An 18,863-nucleotide genomic window follows, 5' to 3' on the forward strand; every position below is an offset into this window, starting at 1 on the left:
GACGGCCTTCCGTGCTTCGGCGAGGCAAGGTGCGCGAGGCGCCCGGCGTCCGGGTGCGACCGCTTCCCGGGGGTCCCGGTGACCGGGATCACACTCTGCCCATCGCGGACGTCCTTCTAGGTTGGCCGAAACGTGCTCGAGGAGGAAAGACATGCCTGGAAAAGAACTTCGATTCGATGACCTGCTCGATCCGGTCCTGAACCCTGCCCAACAGCAGATGGTCGACTTCGCCGATGCGAACCCGGTCGACTACAGCGTCGAAAGCGTGCTTGCCGGCGCCCGTGCGGCCACCGGTCTGACTGACGACGGGACCCCGGACTACAAGGAGCGGCTCCAGGTCTGGATCGACGTGGCACACGAGCCGATCCGGACGAACCTCACCCGGATGGCCATGCACGGTCTCTCGGTGAAGTATCTCGCCAACAGGATGCGGGTCCTCGACTTCGTCGCCCGTCACCCGGAGGTACGCGACATCGAGATCAAGGCGCCGGTGATGGTCGCGGGACTGCCCCGTTCGGGCACGTCCCACTTGGTCAATCTCCTCGCAGCCGATTCGCGCTTCCGCTCGGCGCCACTGTGGGAGCTCAACCAGATCGTCCCGGGGCGGGGGGACGGACCCGGACCCGACGGCGTCGACCCGCGGTTCACCGCCACGGCTGCCGTCTTCGAGCAGGCCCAGCTGTCCAACCCCTACATCAAGTCCTGGCACCCGATGGACCCCTGGCGCATCGAGGAGGACATCGAGCTGCACGCGGCCGACTTCTCCGGCTACTACCCGGAGCACCTGATGCAGCACGCTGCTGGCTGGCGGGACTACTACCTGGCCCACGACCAGACGCCGCACTACGAGTTCCAGAAGCTCTGCATGCAGGTGATGACCTGGTTCCGGCCACGGGAGCGCTGGGTCACGAAGTATCCCGCCCACATCGAGAACCTCCCGGCGCTGCTCCGGGTCTTCCCCGACGCCGTCGTCGTCGAGACCCACCGTGATCCGGTCGGGCCGGTGCTGTCCGCCGCGACGATGCACACGTACATGGCAAGGATGTGGCAGAAGGAGGTCAACCCCGGCCTCCACCTCGACTACTGGCGTGACGTCGGCGTGCGACTGCTGGAGGCAGGCATGCGTGACCGGGCTGCGGTCGAGGGTCAGGTCGTCGACGTCTATTACCACGAGATGATCGCCGACAACTGGAGCGCTGTGGAGAAGGTCTACGCGCGCAGTGGGATGGAGCTCACTGAGCAGGCCCGCGGTGAGATCAGTGCCTTCATCGAGCACAACCGACAGGGCAAGGACGGCCGGGTCGTCTATGACCTGCGCGGCCACTTCGGTGTGGAGCCGGAAGAGGTCCGCGAACCGTTCGGTGCGTACCTGGCCGCTCACGGCGTTCCGATCGAGATCAAGTGAGCACACCGACCGCCGAACGTGCTGCGGGTGCGCACCTTCTCGACGACAAGGTCGTCATGGTCTGCGGCGTCGGGCCCGGGCTCGGAAGGGCGCTCGCGTTGCGCTCGGCCCATGCCGGTGCGGACGTCGTGCTCGCCGCCCGCACCGAGTCGAATCTCCAGAGTGTGGCCCAGGAGGTCGAAGCCCTCGGGCGCAAGGCCCTGGTCGTGCCGAGCGACATCGCTGACGCCTCCTCGCGCAGCGAGCTCGTCGACGCAGCGGTCTCGCACTTCGGCCGCGTCGATGCGCTGATGAACAGTGCCTTTGTGCACCAACCTCAGCAGCGGCTCGTGGACGTGGACCTCGACCAGGCCCGGCGCTGGTCCGACGTGAACGTGCTGGCCTCGGTGGGCCTGGTGCAGAAGCTGATGCCGACCCTGGTCGAGTCGCGCGGTGCCGTCGTGCTGATCAACTCGATGGTGATCCGCAACCGGCTGCCTGGCTTCGGGGCCTACCGCATGGACAAGGCAGCGCTGCTGGCTGCGGCTCGCGGGCTCTCGGTGGATCTCGGTCCCGAAGGGGTCCGGGTCAACTCGGTGGCCCCCGGCTACATCATGGCCGACAAGGTGCGTGGCCACTTCGAGCGCGTTGCCGCCCAACGGGCGGTCAGCGCGCAGCAGGTCCATGACGAGATTGCCGCCGAGACCGATCTTCGTCGCCTGCCGACGCCTGAGGAGATCGCTGACGCGGCCGTCTTCCTCGCCTCGGACATGGCCAGCGGGATCACTGGTCAGTGCATCGACGTGACCTGCGGCCAGACCCACGACTGACACTTCCTGGAGGAATCACGATGACCACCACGACCGGCGCCAGAAGCGCTGGCAGCACCGCAGGGCTCGGGAGCGTTGATGAGCTGCACGAGGTCGCAACCGTGCGCACCGGACTCGACGACTTCGGCGGTACCGACTACTTGGAGGCACTCGAAGTACTGCTCGCCAGCTACCGCGACGACGCCGCACTGACCGAGGCAGGCATCGCCGGGATCAGATCGATGATCCTGGACATCCTGGGCGCCCGACTGACCACCCAGCAGTCCTGGCTGCAGAACCCCGGGTTCGCCGATGTCGCGATCGAGCGTCCCATCTTCGTCACCGGCCTGCCCCGGACCGGGACCACGGCGCTGCACCGGCTGCTGTGCGTGGACTCGGCGCACCAGGGCATCGAGCACTGGCTCGCCGACACCCCTCAGCCGCGCCCGCCCCGCGAGAGCTGGGACACGAACCCCGACTACCGGCGGCTCCAGGACTCGATCGACCGCCGACACGCAGCTGACCCCGGCTTCAAGGGGCTGCACTTCATGGCTGCCGACATGGTCGAGGAGTGCTGGCGGCTCGAACGGCAGTCCCTGCTGACGGTGGCCTTCCAGAACACCGCACACCTTCCGACGTACTCGGCCTGGCTGGCCGACCAGAACATGACTCCGGCCTATGACGTGCACCGTCGGGTGCTCCAGCTCGTGGGCATCAACGACCAACAGCGTCGCTGGGTGCTGAAGAGCCCGTCGCACATCTTCAACCTGGACACACTCATGGCGACCTACCCGGATGCCCTGATCGTGCAGACCCACCGCGACCCGCGCACGATCGTGGCCTCGGTGAGCAGCCTGAACCAGAAGGCCAGCACCGGTCGGTCGACGGTCTTCCACGGAGACGTGGTGGGTCGGGACTGCCTCGAGCTGTGGGCCCGTGGCGCCGAGGCGGCCATGGAGGCACGCACCCGCTACGACCCCGCGCAGTTCATCGACGTGCACTACGAGGACTTCGTCAAGGATGCGGTCGGCACGGTCGACTCGATCTATCGACGCTTCGGGCTGCCCTTCTCCGACGAAGCACGGGCAGCGGTCGACGCCAGCCATGCGGAGAGCAAGATCAGTGAGCGTCGTCCGGTCCACCGGTACGACCTCGCCGACTTCGGGCTGAGTTCGGCGGAGGTGGGCGAAAGGTTCACGGACTACCTCGAGACCTACTTTCCCGAGGCTCACAGGTGAGTGCGACGTCGGGGGACCGCCTCGAACGGCTCCTCGATGACGTCCGTGTCCTCAAGGACATCGAGGCGATCAAGAGGGTCAAGCACGCCTACTTCCGGTGCTTGGACACGGCGAACTGGGAGGAGCTCCGGGAGCTGTTGCACCCGCAGCTGCAGTCGAAGATGGTGGGTGGTCACTACCACCTCGAGTTCGACAACCGGGACGACTACCTCGAGATGCTGGCCAACTCGTTCAACTCGGAGTTCGTCGGACAGCACACCGGGCACCACCCCGAGATCGACATCCTCAGCGAGACCGAGGCGACCGGCAAGTGGTACCTCGCCGACATCGCGATGAGTCTTCGTCGCCAGTCCACCACTGTCGGCACCGCCATCTACACCGACAAGTACCTCAAGACGAACGGGGCCTGGCAGATCATCGACACCGGCTACTTCCGTATCTACGAGACCGTGACCGCCACCCCGGAACCTCCGGATCTGAGTGTGCACTACCTGGCCGAGCACGGTCGCAGGCTGCCCGTGAGCTGACGGCAGGTTCGATGGCGGCAGGTTCGTGACTGCACACGTCGGACCGACGATCGACCGAAGGCTCCGGGACAGGTTCCGGAGCCTTCGGTGCGTGATGATCAGGCAAAGGGTGAGGTGAGCACGAAGCGGCTGGTGGGCATCACCCCGGTCGCCTCACCCTCGAGGAATGTCGAGACGCTCCCGAACATCGAGCGCATTCGACGGGCCAGCTCGTCCGGATCGCCGCCGCTGCCGTAGAACGCGTGCTGGTCGGTGCACGCTTCGATGGGGAAGAGCTCCTCGACGATGCCGTCGACCGGGAACGCACCCGGAGTCAGGCTGCGGATCACCGTGTTCTGCACGTAGCCGAAAGTCGCCTGGGTCTCGATCGCCAGGGTCGTGTGGTGATTGTGCCAACGGTCGAGCCACTGGGCCGAAGTCATCGTCTCCGGGCGCCGGATGAACGCAATGTTGGAGAGGCCGGGCGTGCGGTCGCCCGGTGGAACCGCGGGCGGCGCAAGGGGAACGCTCTCCGTCACCAGCCAGCCGGCGATCTCGCCCGCTGCCGACCGCAACGCCTCCTCCATGGGGCATCGCACCGCGTCCCGTGAGCCGTCCGCCCACAGGCTCACGACTGCATCGGCCGGGCGCCCCCACGGGGCACGCTGCAGCGCCGCGTGGGAGACCGCCGCATCAGTGACATTGACCTGTACGCCGCGAGCACCGGCCGCGCACAAATCGTTCGCAACCGGGCCGAGCAGGCTGGAGTGCAGATCCTCGATCTCGCCACCTTCCGGTCGCCAGACCACGTAGACCAGCTTCTCCACGTCGACCCCTCAGAACGAAGCGCGCGCAGCGCCGTCGACCCGGAGCTCCGCGCCGTTCCAGTAGACCGCTTCCTTCGATGCCGCGAACGCGATGAAGCCGGCGAGGTCGGCTGCCTGGCCCGACTCCTCCTGGCCCCACGGGTGGATCAACCGGCTGAACCAGTCGCCCTCGTAGTCCTTGACCTGCTCCCAGATCTCCCACATCATCTTCGTCTGCACGCCGGAGGGCGAGATCGGGACAACCCGGATCCGCTTGGGGGCGAGCTCAATCGCCAGGGTGAACGACGCCGTGACCAGGGCAGCCTTCGAGCCGGCGTACGCGGCGAGGGTCGGGACCGCTTGGGTCGCCGAGGACGAGCAGATGTTGATGATCGATGCTCCGGCGTTGGCCGGCATGTGCGGGACGGCCGCGCTGATCAGCGAGAGCGGGCCGACGAAGTTGACCTGCACGATGTCGCGGGCGCGAGCGGGGTCGAACGCGTCGATGGGGGTGTTGAGGGTGACACCGGCAATGTTGCAGACCACGTCGAACCTGCCGTCCAGGTGCTCCGCCGCGGCCCGTACTGCCTCGACGATGGAGGCGTCCTCGAGCATGTCGACCTGGTGTGAGGCGAAGCGCGTCGGGTCCTCCACCATTGCCTCGGTCTCCTTGAGGCCCTCGCTGCTGCGGCCCAGGCCGAAGACGGTGGCCCCTTCGGCGATGAATCGGGCTGTGGCGGCTTGGCCGATGCCGGCAGAGGCACCGGTGATCAGGACGTTCTTGCCTTCGAAGCGGCTCATGGCACTCCATTTCGGTCGTGGTAGGCAGTGCCTTCCAACGGATACGTTGCGGCGACGCTAGGTGGCCTGGGTCACATCATGGACCGGGGTCCCGATCACCGGGATCGTGTGGCGTGGCTCACGAGCGCCGCACTAGCGTCCGGGGCACGAGCCCGCCGAGGACCTGACCGGCGGCTGAGAGGGGCTGAACATGGCTGAGCAGATCCGCATCGACGACCTGCACGCACCGGTGCTGACGGAGGCGCAGCAGGGCATCATGGCCTTCGCGGAGCAGAACCCGGTCGAGCTGAGGGTCGAGGTCGTCCTGGATGCCGCGTCCGCAGCCACCGGTCTGAGTGACTTCGGGCCGGACGACTTCAAGGAGCGGCTGGCAGTCTGGCTCGAGGAGATCGACGGCGACCCCAATCGCAGCGCCTACACGCGGATGCTCACCTTCATGCTCAGTGTGAAGTACGCCAGCAGCCGGCTCCGGATCCAGGACCTGCTGAGCCGGCATCCCGAGATCCACGACATCGAGATCACGGCACCCGTGGTCGTCACCGGGCTGCCGCGCACGGGCACCACGAACCTGGTCAACATGCTGGCTGCGGACGACAGGTTCCGGTCGATGCCGCTGTGGGAGGCCGACGAGCCGGTCCCGGTGCACGGCGAAGGGCCCGGGCCCGACGGTGTCGACCCCCGTTTCAAACGTTGCCAGGAAGCCTGGGAGACGTTCCAGGTCACCAACCCCTATCTGGCTGCCTGGCATCCGATGAGCCCGGAACACATCGACGAGGACATGTCGCTGATGCAGCTGGACTTCTCCAGCTACTACTTCGAGTCGCTGGTGCAGATGGCGCCCCAGTGGCGCGACCACTACCTGTCCCACGACCAGACTCCGCACTACGAATACCTGAAGACCGTGCTCAAGGTGCTGACGTGGTTCCGTGGGCCCCAGCGCTGGGTGCTCAAGTGCCCGCAGCACCTGGAGAACCTCGGTCCGCTGATGACAACCTTTCCTGACGCCACGGTCGTGGTCACCCACCGTGACCCGGTGGGTGTGGTGCAGTCCTTCGCCACCATGCTGGCCTACACCTCTCGGATGGGTTACGTGAAGCCGGACGTCGGCGCGATCTTCGAATACTGGTCGGAGCTCGTGGAGCGTTTCCTGCGCTCGGGGATCAAGGACGCCCACTTCGTCCCAGAGGGTCAGCGGGTCGACGTCTACTTCGACCGCTACATGGCCGATCCGATCGGGACCGTGGCGGAGGTCTACCGGACCGCGGGGATCGAGTTCTCCGATCAGGCGCGCGACCACATTCAGGACTACATCGACTCGCACCCGCGCGACAAGGGCGGCTCGATGAGCTACGACATCCGTGCCGACTTCGGGACCACGCCGGAGGAGCTCCGCAAGCGCTTCGACTTCTATCTCGCACGGTATCCGGTCGCCAGCGAGGTGAAGTAGTGCAACATGACTCGGGCACCCTCGCCCACAGGGTCGCCGTGCTCGAAGCGACCATTGCGATCACCGCACTGAAATATCGCTATTGGCGTGCCTGTGACGCCAAGGACGTCGCCGGCTTCCGGGGCTGCTTCATCCGGCACGGTGCAACCGTCGGTCTGGGAGCCATCGGCGAGTTCGAGGACGCGGATGACGCTGCAGCTGCCTTCGACGAGAAGGCGAGGTTGCTGGGGCCGGACGGAAGCTTCGCCGGCCAGGACATGCACCACGGGATGCACCCGGTGATAGCGGTCGCTGACGATCTGGTGTCAGCGACGGGCAGCTGGACGCTGAAGATGCGCCACGTCGACCTCGTCGGCAGGTTCGAGTCCGTGCTGACGGGCGAGTACGACGACCGGTACGTCGTCGAACAGGGGGAGTGGCGCATCGCGGGTTCCTCGTTCAGGACGCTGTGGACGATGCGTCGCCCGCTGTCGGCGGAGACCGAGGTGGGTGTGTTCAGCATCTTCTCCCCGACTGGAGAGCGACCGGTCGACTGAGGCTCCTGTCCCGCTCTGCGGGATCCCGTCCCGGCCGGCGCCCCCCTCGGCCTCACCCTGACACAAAGATCTATGCCTAGTAGGAATAGTGAAAGGCTTCAACCGATGACTACTCTTCAATCCGACTACCAGCTGAGTCAGCTCGACCAGTTGGAGGCGGAGTCGATCCACATCTTCCGAGAGGTTGCCTCGGAGTTCGAGAAGCCGGTGCTGATGTTCTCCGGCGGCAAGGACTCGATCGTCATGCTCCGTCTGGCGGAGAAGGCGTTCTTTCCCGCGAAGATCCCGTTCCCGATCATGCAGATCGACAACGGACAGGACTTCGACGAGGTGGCCGAGACCCGCGATCGTTGGGTCAGGCGCCTCGGCGTCAAGCTGATCGTGGCGAGCATCGATGACGCGATCGCGCGCGGCATCGTGGTCGACGACGGCAAGACCTCCCGCAACCGGTTGCAGACACCGACGTTGATCAACGCGATCGAGGAGAACGGCTTCACCGCCGCCTTCGGTGGTGGTCGTCGCGACGAGGAGAAGGCCCGCGCCAAGGAACGCGTCTACTCCCACCGTGACGAGTTCGGCCAGTGGGACCCCAAGATGCAGCGTCCCGAGCTGTGGAGCCTCTACAACGGTCGTATCCACCCGGGCGAGCACATGCGGATCTTCCCGATCTCCAACTGGACCGAGCTGGACATCTGGGACTACATCGGTCGCGAGGGCATCGAGATCCCCGAGATCTACTTCTCCCACAAGCGCCGGGTCTTCGAGCGCGACGGCATGCTGTTGTCGGAGACCCCGCTGAACCCCACCCGTGAGGGCGAGGTCGTCGAGGAACGCGTCGTCCGCTTCCGCACCTGTGGTGACATCACGCTCACCGGGTGCGTCGAGTCGACCGCCTCGACCATCGAGGAGATCATCGAGGAGGTCGCCATCGCCAAGGTCACCGAGCGTGGTGCCACCCGTGGCGACGACCGCTTCTCCGAAGCAGCCATGGAAGACCGCAAGAAGGAAGGCTATTTCTGATGGGAACCCAGATGGATCTGTTGCGCTTTGCGACGGCCGGTTCCGTCGACGACGGCAAGTCGACGCTGATCGGTCGCCTGCTGCTGGACTCGAAGTCGATCTTCGAGGACCAGCTCGAGGCCGTCGAGTCGACGTCGCAGTCCAGGGGCTACGACTACACCGACCTGGCGCTGCTGACCGATGGTCTGCGTTCGGAGCGGGAGCAGGGCATCACCATCGATGTCGCCTACCGCTACTTCGCGACGCCGAACCGCAAGTTCATCATCGCCGACACCCCGGGCCACGTTCAGTACACCCGCAACATGGTCACCGGTGCCTCCACCGCTGACCTGGGCCTGGTGCTGGTCGACGCCCGTCAGGGCCTGACCGAGCAGTCGCGCCGCCACGCGGTGATCCTGTCGCTGCTGCGGGTGCCGCACCTCGTGCTCGCGGTGAACAAGATGGACCTCGTCGACTTCGACGAGGACGTGTTCGAACGCATCCAGAAGGAGTTCTCCTCCTTCGCGACCAAGCTGAACATCCCCGACCTCGAGATCATCCCGATCTCGGCGTTGCAGGGCGACAACGTGGTCACCCGCTCCGAGAACATGGACTGGTACAAGGGTCCCACGCTCATGCACCACCTCGAGCACGTCCACGTCGCCTCCGACCGCGACCTGCACACCTCGCGCTTCCCCGTGCAGTACGTCGTCCGACCCAAGTCCGACGACTTCCACGACTACCGCGGCTACGCAGGCCAGCTCGCCGGTGGCGTGCTGAAGCCGGGAGACGAGGTCATCGTGCTGCCCAGTGGAATGACCTCGACCGTGGCCTCGATCGACCTGTTCGACAACGAGATCACCCAGGCGTTCCCGCCGATGTCGGTCACCGTGCGGCTCGAGGACGACATCGACGTCTCGCGGGGCGACATGATCGCGCGGGTGAACAACGCGCCGAAGCCGAGCCAGGACATCGACGCGATGGTCTGCTGGATGACCAACGAGCCGCTGCGCCCGCGCCAGAAGCTCGCCATCAAGCACACCACCCGCACCGGTCGTGCCCTGGTCAAGGACATCCAGTACCGCCTGGACATCAACACCCTGCACCGCGACCAGGAGACGAAGGAGCTCGGGGTCAACGAGATCGGCCGCGTCCAGCTGCGCACCACGGTGCCACTGCTGTGCGACCCCTACTCGAAGAACCGCACCACGGGCTCGTTCATCCTGATCGACGAGGCCACCGGCGTCACCGTCGGCGCCGGAATGATCAATGACGCCGACTGAACCAGGAACGGAGAGCATCATGGGAAGGCTTGACGGGCGAGTGGCGATCGTCACCGGCGGCGCTCGCGGAATGGGCGCCTCGCACGTGCGTGGACTGCTCAGCGAGGGAGCCCAGGTCGTCTTCGGCGACGTCCTGGAGGATGAGGGCCGGGCGCTGGAGAAGGAGCTCGGCGACGACTGCCGGTTCCTGCCGCACGACGCGACCTCGGAGGAGGGCTGGGTTGCGATCGTCGACCTGGCCGTGTCCACCTTCGGGCGGCTCGACATCCTCGTGAACAACGCAGGAATCCTCGGGTTCGGGTCGATGGAGGAGATGACGTCGGACGCGTTCCGGAAGATCATCGACGTCAACCTGGTGTCGCAGTGGTTGGGCATGAAGTACGCCAGCTCCGCGATGAAGGGTGGCTCGATCGTGAACATCTCCTCGCTCAATGGCGTGGTCGGCGGGATGAACCTGACCGCCTACACGGCGAGCAAGTTCGGGGTGACCGGGTTGACCAAGTCGGCTGCAATTGAGCTCGGGCCCAAGGGGATCCGGGTCAACTCGGTGCATCCGGCCGGCGTCGCGACACCCATGCTCGGGCGCGAGGCGGATGATGTCGATGCCTCGAGCGGTCCCATGTCCACGATCCCGATCCCGCGCCTCGCCCGGCCCCAGGAGGTCACCGAGATGGTGTTGTTCCTGGCCAGCGACGCATCGAGCTACTCCACGGGATCGCACTTCCTGATCGACGGTGGCATGTCCGCCGGCGCCGGATTCTGATCGAGCGGGGGAGCCACCCGATGATGTCCACGGCCGACTTCACGACACGTTGCGAGATCCGCGATGCACTGGCCCGCTACGTGCGTGGAGTCGACCGCCTGGATGCTGCGCTGATCCGGAGCTGCTACCACCCGGATGCCTACGAGGTGCACGGCATCTTCAATGGCAACGCCTACGAGTTCGCGGACTGGCGGGTCCGTCAGACCTTCAGGTCCCATCATGTGCTGTCCGAGAGCGCGATCCGGATCAACGACGAGCGGGCGTTCGTGGAGACCCCCTTCGCCGCGGTCACGCATGTCGACATCGCGACACCTGACCACGCCGGCATCATCGAGTCTCGCTCCGACGGGTGGTATCTGGACCTGTTCACCCGTGAAGAGGGGCGGTGGGCGATCAAGCATCGTCATGTCAACGTGTTCGCTCGATCGCAGGTCCTCATCGAAGCCGGGGGACAGCCCCAGCTCGGCGGAGAGTGCTCGGCTCTCGGCACTCGAGTTCGACCTGCCCAGCGCAGCACCGGCCGCTTCAGCTGTGGCGGACGTCGCCGAGACGATCCGCGAGCAGTTCCTCGCCAAGCGCCTCGGCGCACAGGTCTGAGCCCGGTGGTCGTTCCCACCGACCGGGACGCGCGCACTGCCCTGCCGACGTGATTCGGGTCACGATCCCGTTGATCAGGACGCCGAAGTTGGTCGCCGGGTCCGATGGCTAGATTCGCGGCATCGTGGAACCATCCCGGTCCGGCACGGTGTCGGACCCGGTCAGGAAGGCAGTGGTTGAAATGTCGGTTGTCGAAACCCCCTCCGACGAGGTGCGCAGCATCGAAGCTGCCGCTGTCGAGGAGCGCTTTGCCCGGGGCTGGCACTGCCTGGGACTGTCCCGGAACTTCAGGGACGGTGAGCCGCACTCGATCCAGGCATTCGGCCAGAAGCTGGTCGTGTTCATGGGCGAGGACGAGAAAGTCAACGTTCTCGACGCCTACTGCCGCCACATGGGCGGTGACCTGTCCCAGGGCACGGTGAAGGGCAACGAGGTCGCCTGCCCGTTCCACGACTGGCGCTGGGGTGGCGACGGTCGCTGCAAGGCCATTCCGTACGCCCGCCGGGTGCCGTTGCGTGCCCGCACCGCGACCTGGCCGACGATGGAGCAGGACGGCATGCTCTTCGTCTGGAACGACCCCGAGGGCAACCCGCCTCCCGAAGAGGTCGCCATCCCGCGCATCACAAAGTTCGATGACGGGGAGTGGACCGACTGGGTGTGGAACGAGATGGTCGTGCACACGAACGCGCGCGAGGTGATCGACAACGTTGTCGACATGGCGCACTTCTTCTACGTGCACAACGGCTTCCCGACGTACTTCAAGAACGTCTTCGAGGGCCACGTCGCCACCCAGTACTACGACGGCGTACAGCGTGAGGACGTCGTGCACCAGATGGACGAGGCGAAGAAGGCCGATGGGCCCAAGTTCATCGGGTCCGGCTCGGAGGCGGCCTACCACGGTCCGTCCTTCATGATCGACTACCTCGACCACAAGTTCGAGGATGGCGAGAACCCCTCGGTGCTGATCAACGCGCACTACCCGATCGACAACAACAGCTTCATGCTGCACTTCGGGCTGCGGGTCAAGCGCCGTCCCGGGATGAGCGCCGAGGCCGCAGAGGCCGGTGCCCAGGCCACCGGGCAAGGCATCCTGGCGGGTTTCATGCAGGACGTCGAGATCTGGCGCAGCAAGACCCGGATCGACAACCCCCTGCTCTGCGAGGAGGACGGCCCGGTCTACCAGTTGCGTCGGTGGTACCAGCAGTTCTACGTCGACGTCGCCGACGTGACCCCGGAGATGACCGACCGCTTCGAGTTCGAGATCGACACCACGATGGCAGTCAAGGCTTGGCGTGCCGAGGTCGCGGCGAACATCGCGCGGCGGGAGTCTGCGGGCTCTCCCGCGTGATCAGGGGCACTGACGGACCGGAAGTCCACGGCGACCGTTGGTGGGCCGTGCTCGACCGACGGTGAAGGTCACATCAGTGCGTCGTCATCGATCAGGGTGAGAATCCGCTCCATCATGCCGTCGGACCAGACGGTGGAGGGCATGTCCTCGGGTGAGCTGCGCGGGAACATCCGCCGTGATGCCCGACGTGCCACGTCGAGGACCAGTGGGGCGTATCGCTCGAGCGGCCCGGCGCCGGAATCGCCGCACAGGGAGATTCCGGCGACGACGCCTTCAGGTCCACGGATCGCGGCGCCGACACAGGAGATGCCCGGCACGTACTCGTCGCGTTCGAAGGCGAGGCCGTGGCGACCTCGGATCCGCCGCAGCTCTTCGTGCATCACCAACAGGTCGGTGATCGTGTTGCGGGTTCGGGCCTTCATGCCGTCCTCGAGCAGGGTGTCGGCCTCCTCCGGCGAGAGCCAGGCGAGCATCGCCTTGCCGAGGCCCACGGCGTGGGCAGGTGCCCGGCCGCCCACCCGTGACGGGAGCGAAGCGGCCGAGGCCCCACCGATCCGATCGAGATAGACCACGTCGGCGAAGTCGAGCACACCGAGGTGGACGATCCGGCCGGTCTGGGCATGCAGTTCCTCGAGCAGTGGCACCACCGCCGAACGGAGCTCGGAGTGGTCACTGACCACGCCACCCAGCTGAAGGGCGCGCTGACCGAGTGCGTAGCCGCCCTGGGTGTGCCGAAGCCAGCCCAGCCGGAGCAGTTGTTCGAGGATTCGATGGCAGGTGGATCGCGGAAGACCACTGCTGGCGGCGATCTCATCGAGCCGGAGGCGCACGCTGCGGTCGTCGAATGCATCGAGGATCAATGTCATCCGCTCCACCATCGAGGGTGGAGCCACGCTGGGATCGGCCGGCTGGTCCTGTTTCATCGGAGACTCTCCTTGGGGCGGGGGCGGCACGTCTAGACCAGGATGAGGCTGTCGTCGACGCCGAGCCCGTAGGCCCAACGTCCGTACAGGGACAGGCCTTGATCGACGTCGTTGACCAGGTGAGCCGCGCCTGTGTGCACGTCACGCCACGCGCGCTGGATCGGCGTGCTCGTGCGTACGGCGTGCCCGCCGGCGGCCTTGAACAGCAGGTCGACAGCCTCCACCGCACGTTCGGTACTCCGGACCTGGTCGCGACGCGAACGCAGCCGAAGCTCCATGGGGATCGGCTCGTTGCGCCTTGCGTGATCCATCTGCTCGCGAAGATCCCGGTCCACCTGCAACACCGAGGCGTCGATCTCAGCAGTTCCGCGAGCGACGGCGACATGGGCGAAGTCGTCCTCGGTGCCCTTGCGACCGCCGTGGCTGAGCCGGCTGCGGTCCCGCATCCGGGCCAGGTGATAGTCGTAGGCGCCCTCTGCCGCACCCAGGAGCGGCATGGTGATGGCGGTGCTGTGGATGGTCGCGAACGGCACCCGGTAGAGCGCGGGGGAGTCGGCCTGACGCTGGATTCCGGCGATTCTGGTCCGACCCGCCGAGCCGTAGACGCGATGCAGTGGGACGAACGCGTCGCGGACGACGACGTCCCGGCAGCCGGCGCCCCGCAGGCCGACCACGTTCCAGTCGTCGGTCAGGGTCAGGTCCTCACGAGGAACCAGGACCGCGGTGTAGTCGAGCGGGTCGCCAGCCGGACCGATCAGCAATGAGCCCAGCACTATCCACTGACAATGTGCGACGCCTGGGGCAGAACGCCACGACCCATTGAGGCGATAGCCACCCTCGATCGGCACCAGGCGCCCCATCGGTGCGTAGGAGGAGGTGACCAGTGCGTCGGCGTCCACGTCCCACACGTCATGGGAGGCCCGTGGCTCGAGCAGCGCGACATGCCAAGGCGTCGCCCCGATCAGGGAAGCAGCCCAGCCGGTCGAGCCACAACCCGAGGCGAGCACCCGGATCGCGGTGAAGAAGTCAGCCGGAGCGGACTCGGTCCCCCATGGGCGTGGCTGGAGCATGCGGAACAACCCGGAATCGATGAGTGCAGCCATGGTCTCATCGGCGATGGTGCGCTCCGACTCGGTCCGGGACGCCCGTTCCCGGAGGGTCGGCACGAGGGCACGCACCCGCTCGACGATCTCCATCGACACGTCGGGCTGCCTTTCTGTCGGGGACTGCGGCACGCTTCCTCCTCAGCCTAGCCTCGGTGCACGCGTCGGTGGGCTGGTGCGCGTCCCGCTCAACGGGATGTTGACCAGCCCCTGCAGCGCCGCTCACTAGCGTCCCGGGCATGGACGTGAATTGGGATCAGGACGTCGACTTCGTGGTTGTCGGAAGTGGGGGTGGCGGCATGACGGCGGCGCTCGCCGCTGCGGCCGAGGGACTCGACACCCTGGTTGTGGAGAAGGGGCGAACCTTCGGCGGCAGCACCGGGATCTCCGGCGGCAGCATCTGGATCCCGAACAGTCCGACGCTGCGCCGCAAGGGGCAGACCGTCACCCCGGACTCCGTGCGTGAGTACCTCACCACGATCACCGAGGGCAAGACGCCCGCGGCTCGGATCGATGCGTTCGTCGACAACGGTCCGGTGGCCATGGAGTTCCTCGAGAAGAGCCGCTGGATGCGCTTCTTCTGGGTCAAGGGCTACTCCGACTACCACCCCGAGCTGCCCGGTGGCCGCGCCTCCGGTCGTTCGATCGAGGCGCTGCCCTTCGACACCCGGAAGCTGGGTGCGGAGGAGAAGGCGCTGCCGTACAACGGAATGGCCGGCCCGCTCGGCCTCTGGGTGACCGCGAAGGACTACCACGACCTGGCCATGGTCAAACGAACGTGGCGCGGTCGCTGGATGTCACTGGTCGCTGCCTGGCGAGTCTCCTCCAACATGATCCGGCGCCGGCACATGGCCACCACCGGGCGCGCACTGGTGGCCCGGCTGCGGATGGCCCTGCGTGACGCCGGCGTGCCGCTGTGGCTCGAGTCTCCGATGAGGGAGCTGGTCCTCGAGAACGGGGTGGTCACCGGGATCGTCGTCGAGCGCGAAGGCAAGCTCGTACGGATCCGGGCGCGGCGAGGAGTGCTGCTGGCAACCGGCGGCTTCGACCACAACCCCGAGATGCGTGACAAGCACCTTCCTGAGGGCGGCAAGGAGAACTTCAGCATGGGATCGGCCGAGAATGTCGGCGACGGCATCCTCGCCGGCGTCGAGATCGGCGCTGCAACCGACCTGCTGGACGACGCGTGGTGGATGCCGGGAGTCCAGCACCCGGCCGGGGCGACCATCCCACTGGTCTCGGAGCGCTCGATCCCGCCGTCGGTGATCGTCTCCGGGAAGACCGGCGAGCGCTTCACCAACGAGTCCGCGCCCTACGTGGACTTCGTGCATGACCAGCTGGCCGGCGGGCACCTACCGGTCTGGTTCGTGATGGACGCCAAGGCCCGTTCGCGCTACCCGTTCGCTCGGGTGCTCCCGGGTGCCGAGTTCCCGAAGGCGTTCTACGAGTCGGGCACGGTGCACAAGGCTGACACCCTGCCCGCGCTGGCCGAGAGCATCGGCGTTCCCGCTGACGCGTTGGTCGAGACCGTGGAGCGATTCAACGGTTTCGCCCGCGCAGGCAAGGACGAGGACTTCGGCCGGGGTGACAGCGCCTATGACCGCTACTACGGTGACCCGACCCTGCCGAACCCCGCCATCGACACGCTCGACCGTGGGCCGTACGTCGCGATCCGGGTCGAGGCCGGCGACCTCGGCACCAAGGGCGGCCTGGTCTGCGACGAGCACTCACGGGTGCTGCGTGACGACGGTTCGGTGATCGACGGTCTGTACGCGACCGGGAACACCACTGCTTCGGTGATGGCCAACGACTACCCGGGCGCCGGAGGGACCATCGGCCCTTCGATCGTCTTCGGCTACGTTGCGGCTCGACACGCGGCAGACGGCTTCGTCAGGACCGACCCGACTGCCGACGCCGAACAGCACGTCTGAGCGCGGGCCGGCCATGTCACGACCACACACCTTCCAGCTCCGGGTGACGGAGGTGATCCACGAGACCGCGGATGCGCATTCTCTCGTGCTCCAGCCGCGTGACGAGGACGCCGGTCACTTCGACCATCGCCCCGGACAGTTCCTCACGCTGAGCATCCCCACCGACCGCGAAGGGGGCGCGGCTCGCTGCTACTCGCTGTCCAGTGCGCCGGTGCTCGGCGAGGGATTGAAGATCACGGTCAAGCGCACCGCGGACGGCTACGGGTCGAACTGGGTGTGCGACCACCTCGCGGCAGGCGACGAGATCGAGGTCCTGGCACCCTCGGGGACGTTCACCCCGCGTTCCCTGGATGGCGACTTCCTGCTCGTGGCCGGCGGCAGCGGGGTGACCCCGGTGATGTCGATTCTCAAGTCGGTGCTCCATGCGGGCAGCGGGCGGGTCGCGCTGATCTATGCCAACCGCGACGAGCAGTCGGTGATCTTCCGCGACGAGCTGATTGCTCTCGAGAAGCAGTACCGAGACCGGCTCCACGTGGTGCACCTGCTCGAGTCCGTGCAGGGCCTGCCGTCGCTCGAGTCACTGACCGAGCTCGCGACGCCGTACGCCGGCCGGCAGGTGTTCATCTGCGGTCCGACTCCGTTCATGGACGCCGTGACAGCGGCGGTCGAGGCCGCGGGGTGTGCACGAGAGCATGTGCACCACGAGAAGTTCCTCTCCCTGGGCAACGATCCCTTCGATGATGTCTCCGTCGAGCTGGACAGCACCGGTCCGGCCGGCATCGTCGAGGTCGAGCTGGACGGGAGGACCACCGAGCTTGCCTGGCCGCGCAGCAACAAGATGCTCGACGTCTTCCTCGAGGCCGGTCTCGACGCCCCCTTCTCCTGCAAGGAGGGCAACTGCAGCGCCTGCGCGTGCATCGTCCTCGAGGGCGAGGTGGAGATGGAGCACAACGAGGTGCTCGAGGCCGAGGACATCGCCGACGGCATTGTGCTCGCCTGCCAAGCGATCCCGCTCAGTGATCGGGTCCGGATCACCTATGACCAGTAGCGCGGTGCGGGTCGCCGGCCCACTCCCAGTCACCGGGAGAAGGCACCCCACCAGTACTGCCCGTTGTCACAGTGACAGCGGCTTCCCGCCGAGACGTACGAGAGAACGAGGACGAAGATGAGCAATCAGGTGCTGGACGCACTGATGGAGAGTGCCGAGGAGATCGCCGGCCTGGCGACCTCGAACGAATCCCTCGGACGTCTCGATGACCAGGCGGCGAAGATCCTCCGCGAGTCCGGTGTGATGCGGATGCTTCAGCCCGCCACGCACGGCGGCCTCGAGCTGCACCCCAAGGAGTTCGCCGAGACGGTGATGAAGATCGCCAGCCTCGACGGATCCACCGGCTGGGTCGCCGGCATTGTCGGGGTGCACCCCTGGGAGCTGGCGATGGCCGACCCCCGCGTCAAGGACGAGGTGTGGGGCACCGACCCGGACACCTGGATGGCCTCGCCGTACGCTCCCATGGGCGTGATCCGCCCCGTGGACGGCGGCTACGTCTTCAACGGCCGCTGGCAGTTCTCGTCGGGGACCGACCACTGCGAGTGGATCTTCCTGGGCGCCATGCTCGGTGACGCCGAGGGCAACGCGTTGATGCCGCCCGTGCAGTACCACGTGATCCTGCCCCGCTCCGACTACGAGATCGTCGAGGACTCCTGGGACGTCGTGGGGCTCAAGGGCACCGGCAGCAAGGACATCATCGTCAAGGATGCGTTCATCCCCGACTACCGGGCACTCCCGTTCACCGGGATCGCCGACGGCTCGGCGGCCAAGGAGGCCGGGCTGACCAACACGCTGTTCCACGTGCCGTTCTCCCAGGCGTTCCCGCTCGGCATCACCTCTGCCGTGATCGGCATCGCCGAGGGCGCGCTCGCCCACCACCTGGCGTACCAGAAGACCCGCACACAGATCACCGGCACGAAGGTCAAGGACGACCCCTACGTCCTCTACGCGGTGAGCGAGGCCGCCGCCGAGATCTCCGCTTCGCGCACCGCGCTGATCGAGAACATCTGCCGCTTCTACGACCAGGCCGATGCTGGCATCGCCTCGACGTTCGAGGAACGTGCAGTCGGTCGTCGGATCCAGGTCCAGGCGGCCTGGCGCGCAGTCCGCGCGGTCGATGAGATCGTGAGCCGCTCGGGTGGCAACGGGATGAGGATGAGCAATCCGATCCAGCGCTTCTGGCGTGACGCCCACATGGGCCTGGCGCACGCGATCCACGTGCCGGGCTCGGTCTTCCATGCGTCCGCGCTGACCAACATCGACGTCGAGCCACCTGCCGGGCCGATGCGTTCGATGATCTGACTCGACCCCGATCCAACGACTGCGAGAAGAGGACGATTC

The 18,863-nt window shown here is 66.5% G+C and carries 18 protein-coding genes; 14 read left to right on the forward strand and 4 right to left on the reverse strand.

Features of this window, described 5'->3' with window-relative positions:
* Window positions 1-151 precede the first annotated feature (151 nt).
* Genes ncot_RS07750 through ncot_RS07765 form a run of 4 tightly spaced genes read left to right on the forward strand, consistent with a single transcriptional unit; the run spans window position 152 to window position 3,958 of the window.
* Window positions 152-1,405: a sulfotransferase gene (locus ncot_RS07750; RefSeq protein WP_168617092.1), complete on the forward strand. Its 1,254-nt coding sequence runs from the start codon at window positions 152-154 to the stop codon at window positions 1,403-1,405.
* The gene (locus ncot_RS07755) at window positions 1,402-2,214 is read left to right on the forward strand and encodes an SDR family oxidoreductase (RefSeq protein ID WP_240938126.1); all 813 of its coding nucleotides are present in this window, start codon (window positions 1,402-1,404) and stop codon (window positions 2,212-2,214) included. The genes ncot_RS07750 and ncot_RS07755 overlap by 4 nt, the downstream gene beginning before the upstream one ends.
* Before the next feature lie 20 nt (window positions 2,215-2,234).
* Window positions 2,235-3,431: a sulfotransferase gene (locus tag ncot_RS07760; protein WP_168617093.1), complete on the forward strand. Its 1,197-nt coding sequence runs from the start codon at window positions 2,235-2,237 to the stop codon at window positions 3,429-3,431.
* Window positions 3,428-3,958 (forward strand): nuclear transport factor 2 family protein, encoded by a 531-nt coding sequence (locus ncot_RS07765; RefSeq protein WP_168617094.1) that lies wholly within the window; start codon window positions 3,428-3,430, stop codon window positions 3,956-3,958. The genes ncot_RS07760 and ncot_RS07765 overlap by 4 nt, the downstream gene beginning before the upstream one ends.
* A 98-nt stretch (window positions 3,959-4,056) precedes the next feature.
* Here ncot_RS07765 and ncot_RS07770 read toward each other — a convergent pair whose 3' ends face one another.
* Entirely contained in the window at window positions 4,057-4,764 is a 708-nt protein-coding gene (locus ncot_RS07770) for an EthD domain-containing protein (protein WP_206065220.1), read from the reverse strand.
* A 9-nt stretch (window positions 4,765-4,773) separates the two neighbouring features.
* Window positions 4,774-5,544 (reverse strand): SDR family oxidoreductase, encoded by a 771-nt coding sequence (locus tag ncot_RS07775; protein ID WP_168617095.1) that lies wholly within the window; start codon window positions 5,542-5,544, stop codon window positions 4,774-4,776.
* Window positions 5,545-5,734: 190 nt separating this feature from the next.
* Between ncot_RS07775 and ncot_RS07780 the strand changes: the two genes are divergently transcribed.
* The 7 genes from ncot_RS07780 (at window position 5,735) to ncot_RS07810 (ending at window position 12,517) form a co-directional block, all read left to right on the forward strand.
* Entirely contained in the window at window positions 5,735-6,991 is a 1,257-nt protein-coding gene (locus ncot_RS07780; protein ID WP_168617096.1) for a sulfotransferase, read from the forward strand.
* 38 nt (window positions 6,992-7,029) lie between these two features.
* Window positions 7,030-7,527 (forward strand): nuclear transport factor 2 family protein, encoded by a 498-nt coding sequence (locus ncot_RS07785; protein ID WP_206065222.1) that lies wholly within the window; start codon window positions 7,030-7,032, stop codon window positions 7,525-7,527.
* 105 nt (window positions 7,528-7,632) lie between these two features.
* Window positions 7,633-8,547 (forward strand): sulfate adenylyltransferase subunit CysD, encoded by a 915-nt coding sequence (gene cysD, locus ncot_RS07790; RefSeq protein ID WP_168617098.1) that lies wholly within the window; start codon window positions 7,633-7,635, stop codon window positions 8,545-8,547.
* Entirely contained in the window at window positions 8,547-9,809 is a 1,263-nt protein-coding gene (cysN, locus tag ncot_RS07795; protein ID WP_240938127.1) for a sulfate adenylyltransferase subunit CysN, read from the forward strand. Before cysD ends, cysN begins: the two co-directional genes overlap by 1 nt.
* Before the next feature lie 19 nt (window positions 9,810-9,828).
* Window positions 9,829-10,572, forward strand: a complete 744-nt coding sequence (locus tag ncot_RS07800) for a glucose 1-dehydrogenase (RefSeq protein ID WP_168617099.1) — start codon at window positions 9,829-9,831, stop codon at window positions 10,570-10,572.
* A 20-nt stretch (window positions 10,573-10,592) separates the two neighbouring features.
* A complete protein-coding gene (locus ncot_RS07805) occupies window positions 10,593-11,222 on the forward strand; it encodes a nuclear transport factor 2 family protein (protein WP_168617100.1) in 630 nt (209 codons plus the stop codon).
* Between the two features lie 128 nt (window positions 11,223-11,350).
* Window positions 11,351-12,517, forward strand: a complete 1,167-nt coding sequence (locus ncot_RS07810; protein ID WP_168617101.1) for a Rieske 2Fe-2S domain-containing protein — start codon at window positions 11,351-11,353, stop codon at window positions 12,515-12,517.
* Window positions 12,518-12,585: 68 nt separating this feature from the next.
* Here the strand turns inward: ncot_RS07810 and ncot_RS07815 are convergent, their stop codons facing one another.
* Both ncot_RS07815 and hsaA read right to left on the reverse strand, forming a co-directional pair.
* Window positions 12,586-13,440 carry an IclR family transcriptional regulator gene (locus tag ncot_RS07815; protein ID WP_206065224.1) on the reverse strand — a complete coding sequence of 285 codons (855 nt, stop codon included), beginning with the start codon at window positions 13,438-13,440 and terminating at the stop codon, window positions 12,586-12,588.
* A gap of 32 nt (window positions 13,441-13,472) precedes the next feature.
* Window positions 13,473-14,636, reverse strand: coding sequence for a 3-hydroxy-9,10-secoandrosta-1,3,5(10)-triene-9,17-dione monooxygenase oxygenase subunit (gene hsaA, locus ncot_RS07820; RefSeq protein ID WP_240938171.1), 1,164 nt, complete (start codon window positions 14,634-14,636; stop codon window positions 13,473-13,475).
* 146 nt (window positions 14,637-14,782) lie between these two features.
* Here hsaA and ncot_RS07825 point away from each other — a divergent pair, with 146 nt between their 5' ends.
* The 3 genes from ncot_RS07825 (at window position 14,783) to ncot_RS07835 (ending at window position 18,824) form a co-directional block, all read left to right on the forward strand.
* Complete coding sequence (locus ncot_RS07825) at window positions 14,783-16,474, forward strand: FAD-binding protein (RefSeq protein ID WP_168617103.1); 1,692 nt, start codon at window positions 14,783-14,785, stop codon at window positions 16,472-16,474.
* A gap of 13 nt (window positions 16,475-16,487) precedes the next feature.
* Window positions 16,488-17,522, forward strand: a complete 1,035-nt coding sequence (locus ncot_RS07830) for a ferredoxin--NADP reductase (RefSeq protein ID WP_168617104.1) — start codon at window positions 16,488-16,490, stop codon at window positions 17,520-17,522.
* A 117-nt stretch (window positions 17,523-17,639) separates the two neighbouring features.
* Window positions 17,640-18,824, forward strand: a complete 1,185-nt coding sequence (locus tag ncot_RS07835) for an acyl-CoA dehydrogenase family protein (RefSeq protein ID WP_168617105.1) — start codon at window positions 17,640-17,642, stop codon at window positions 18,822-18,824.
* The last annotated feature ends 39 nt before the right edge of the window (window positions 18,825-18,863 follow it).

It is taken from the genome of Nocardioides sp. JQ2195 (assembly GCF_012272695.1).
Classification (GTDB): domain Bacteria; phylum Actinomycetota; class Actinomycetes; order Propionibacteriales; family Nocardioidaceae; genus Nocardioides.

Coding starts and splice junctions, on each gene's coding strand:
- ncot_RS07800 (WP_168617099.1), top strand. CDS start 9,829: ATGGGAAGGCTTGACGGGCGAGTGGCGATCGTCACCGGCGGCGCTCGC.
- hsaA (WP_240938171.1), bottom strand. CDS start 14,636: ATGGAGATCGTCGAGCGGGTGCGTGCCCTCGTGCCGACCCTCCGGGAA.
- ncot_RS07805 (WP_168617100.1), top strand. CDS start 10,593: ATGATGTCCACGGCCGACTTCACGACACGTTGCGAGATCCGCGATGCA.
- cysD (WP_168617098.1), top strand. CDS start 7,633: ATGACTACTCTTCAATCCGACTACCAGCTGAGTCAGCTCGACCAGTTG.
- ncot_RS07830 (WP_168617104.1), top strand. CDS start 16,488: ATGTCACGACCACACACCTTCCAGCTCCGGGTGACGGAGGTGATCCAC.
- ncot_RS07750 (WP_168617092.1), top strand. CDS start 152: ATGCCTGGAAAAGAACTTCGATTCGATGACCTGCTCGATCCGGTCCTG.
- ncot_RS07835 (WP_168617105.1), top strand. CDS start 17,640: ATGAGCAATCAGGTGCTGGACGCACTGATGGAGAGTGCCGAGGAGATC.
- ncot_RS07780 (WP_168617096.1), top strand. CDS start 5,735: ATGGCTGAGCAGATCCGCATCGACGACCTGCACGCACCGGTGCTGACG.
- ncot_RS07810 (WP_168617101.1), top strand. CDS start 11,351: ATGTCGGTTGTCGAAACCCCCTCCGACGAGGTGCGCAGCATCGAAGCT.
- cysN (WP_240938127.1), top strand. CDS start 8,547: ATGGGAACCCAGATGGATCTGTTGCGCTTTGCGACGGCCGGTTCCGTC.
- ncot_RS07815 (WP_206065224.1), bottom strand. CDS start 13,440: ATGAAACAGGACCAGCCGGCCGATCCCAGCGTGGCTCCACCCTCGATG.
- ncot_RS07825 (WP_168617103.1), top strand. CDS start 14,783: ATGGACGTGAATTGGGATCAGGACGTCGACTTCGTGGTTGTCGGAAGT.
- ncot_RS07775 (WP_168617095.1), bottom strand. CDS start 5,544: ATGAGCCGCTTCGAAGGCAAGAACGTCCTGATCACCGGTGCCTCTGCC.
- ncot_RS07760 (WP_168617093.1), top strand. CDS start 2,235: ATGACCACCACGACCGGCGCCAGAAGCGCTGGCAGCACCGCAGGGCTC.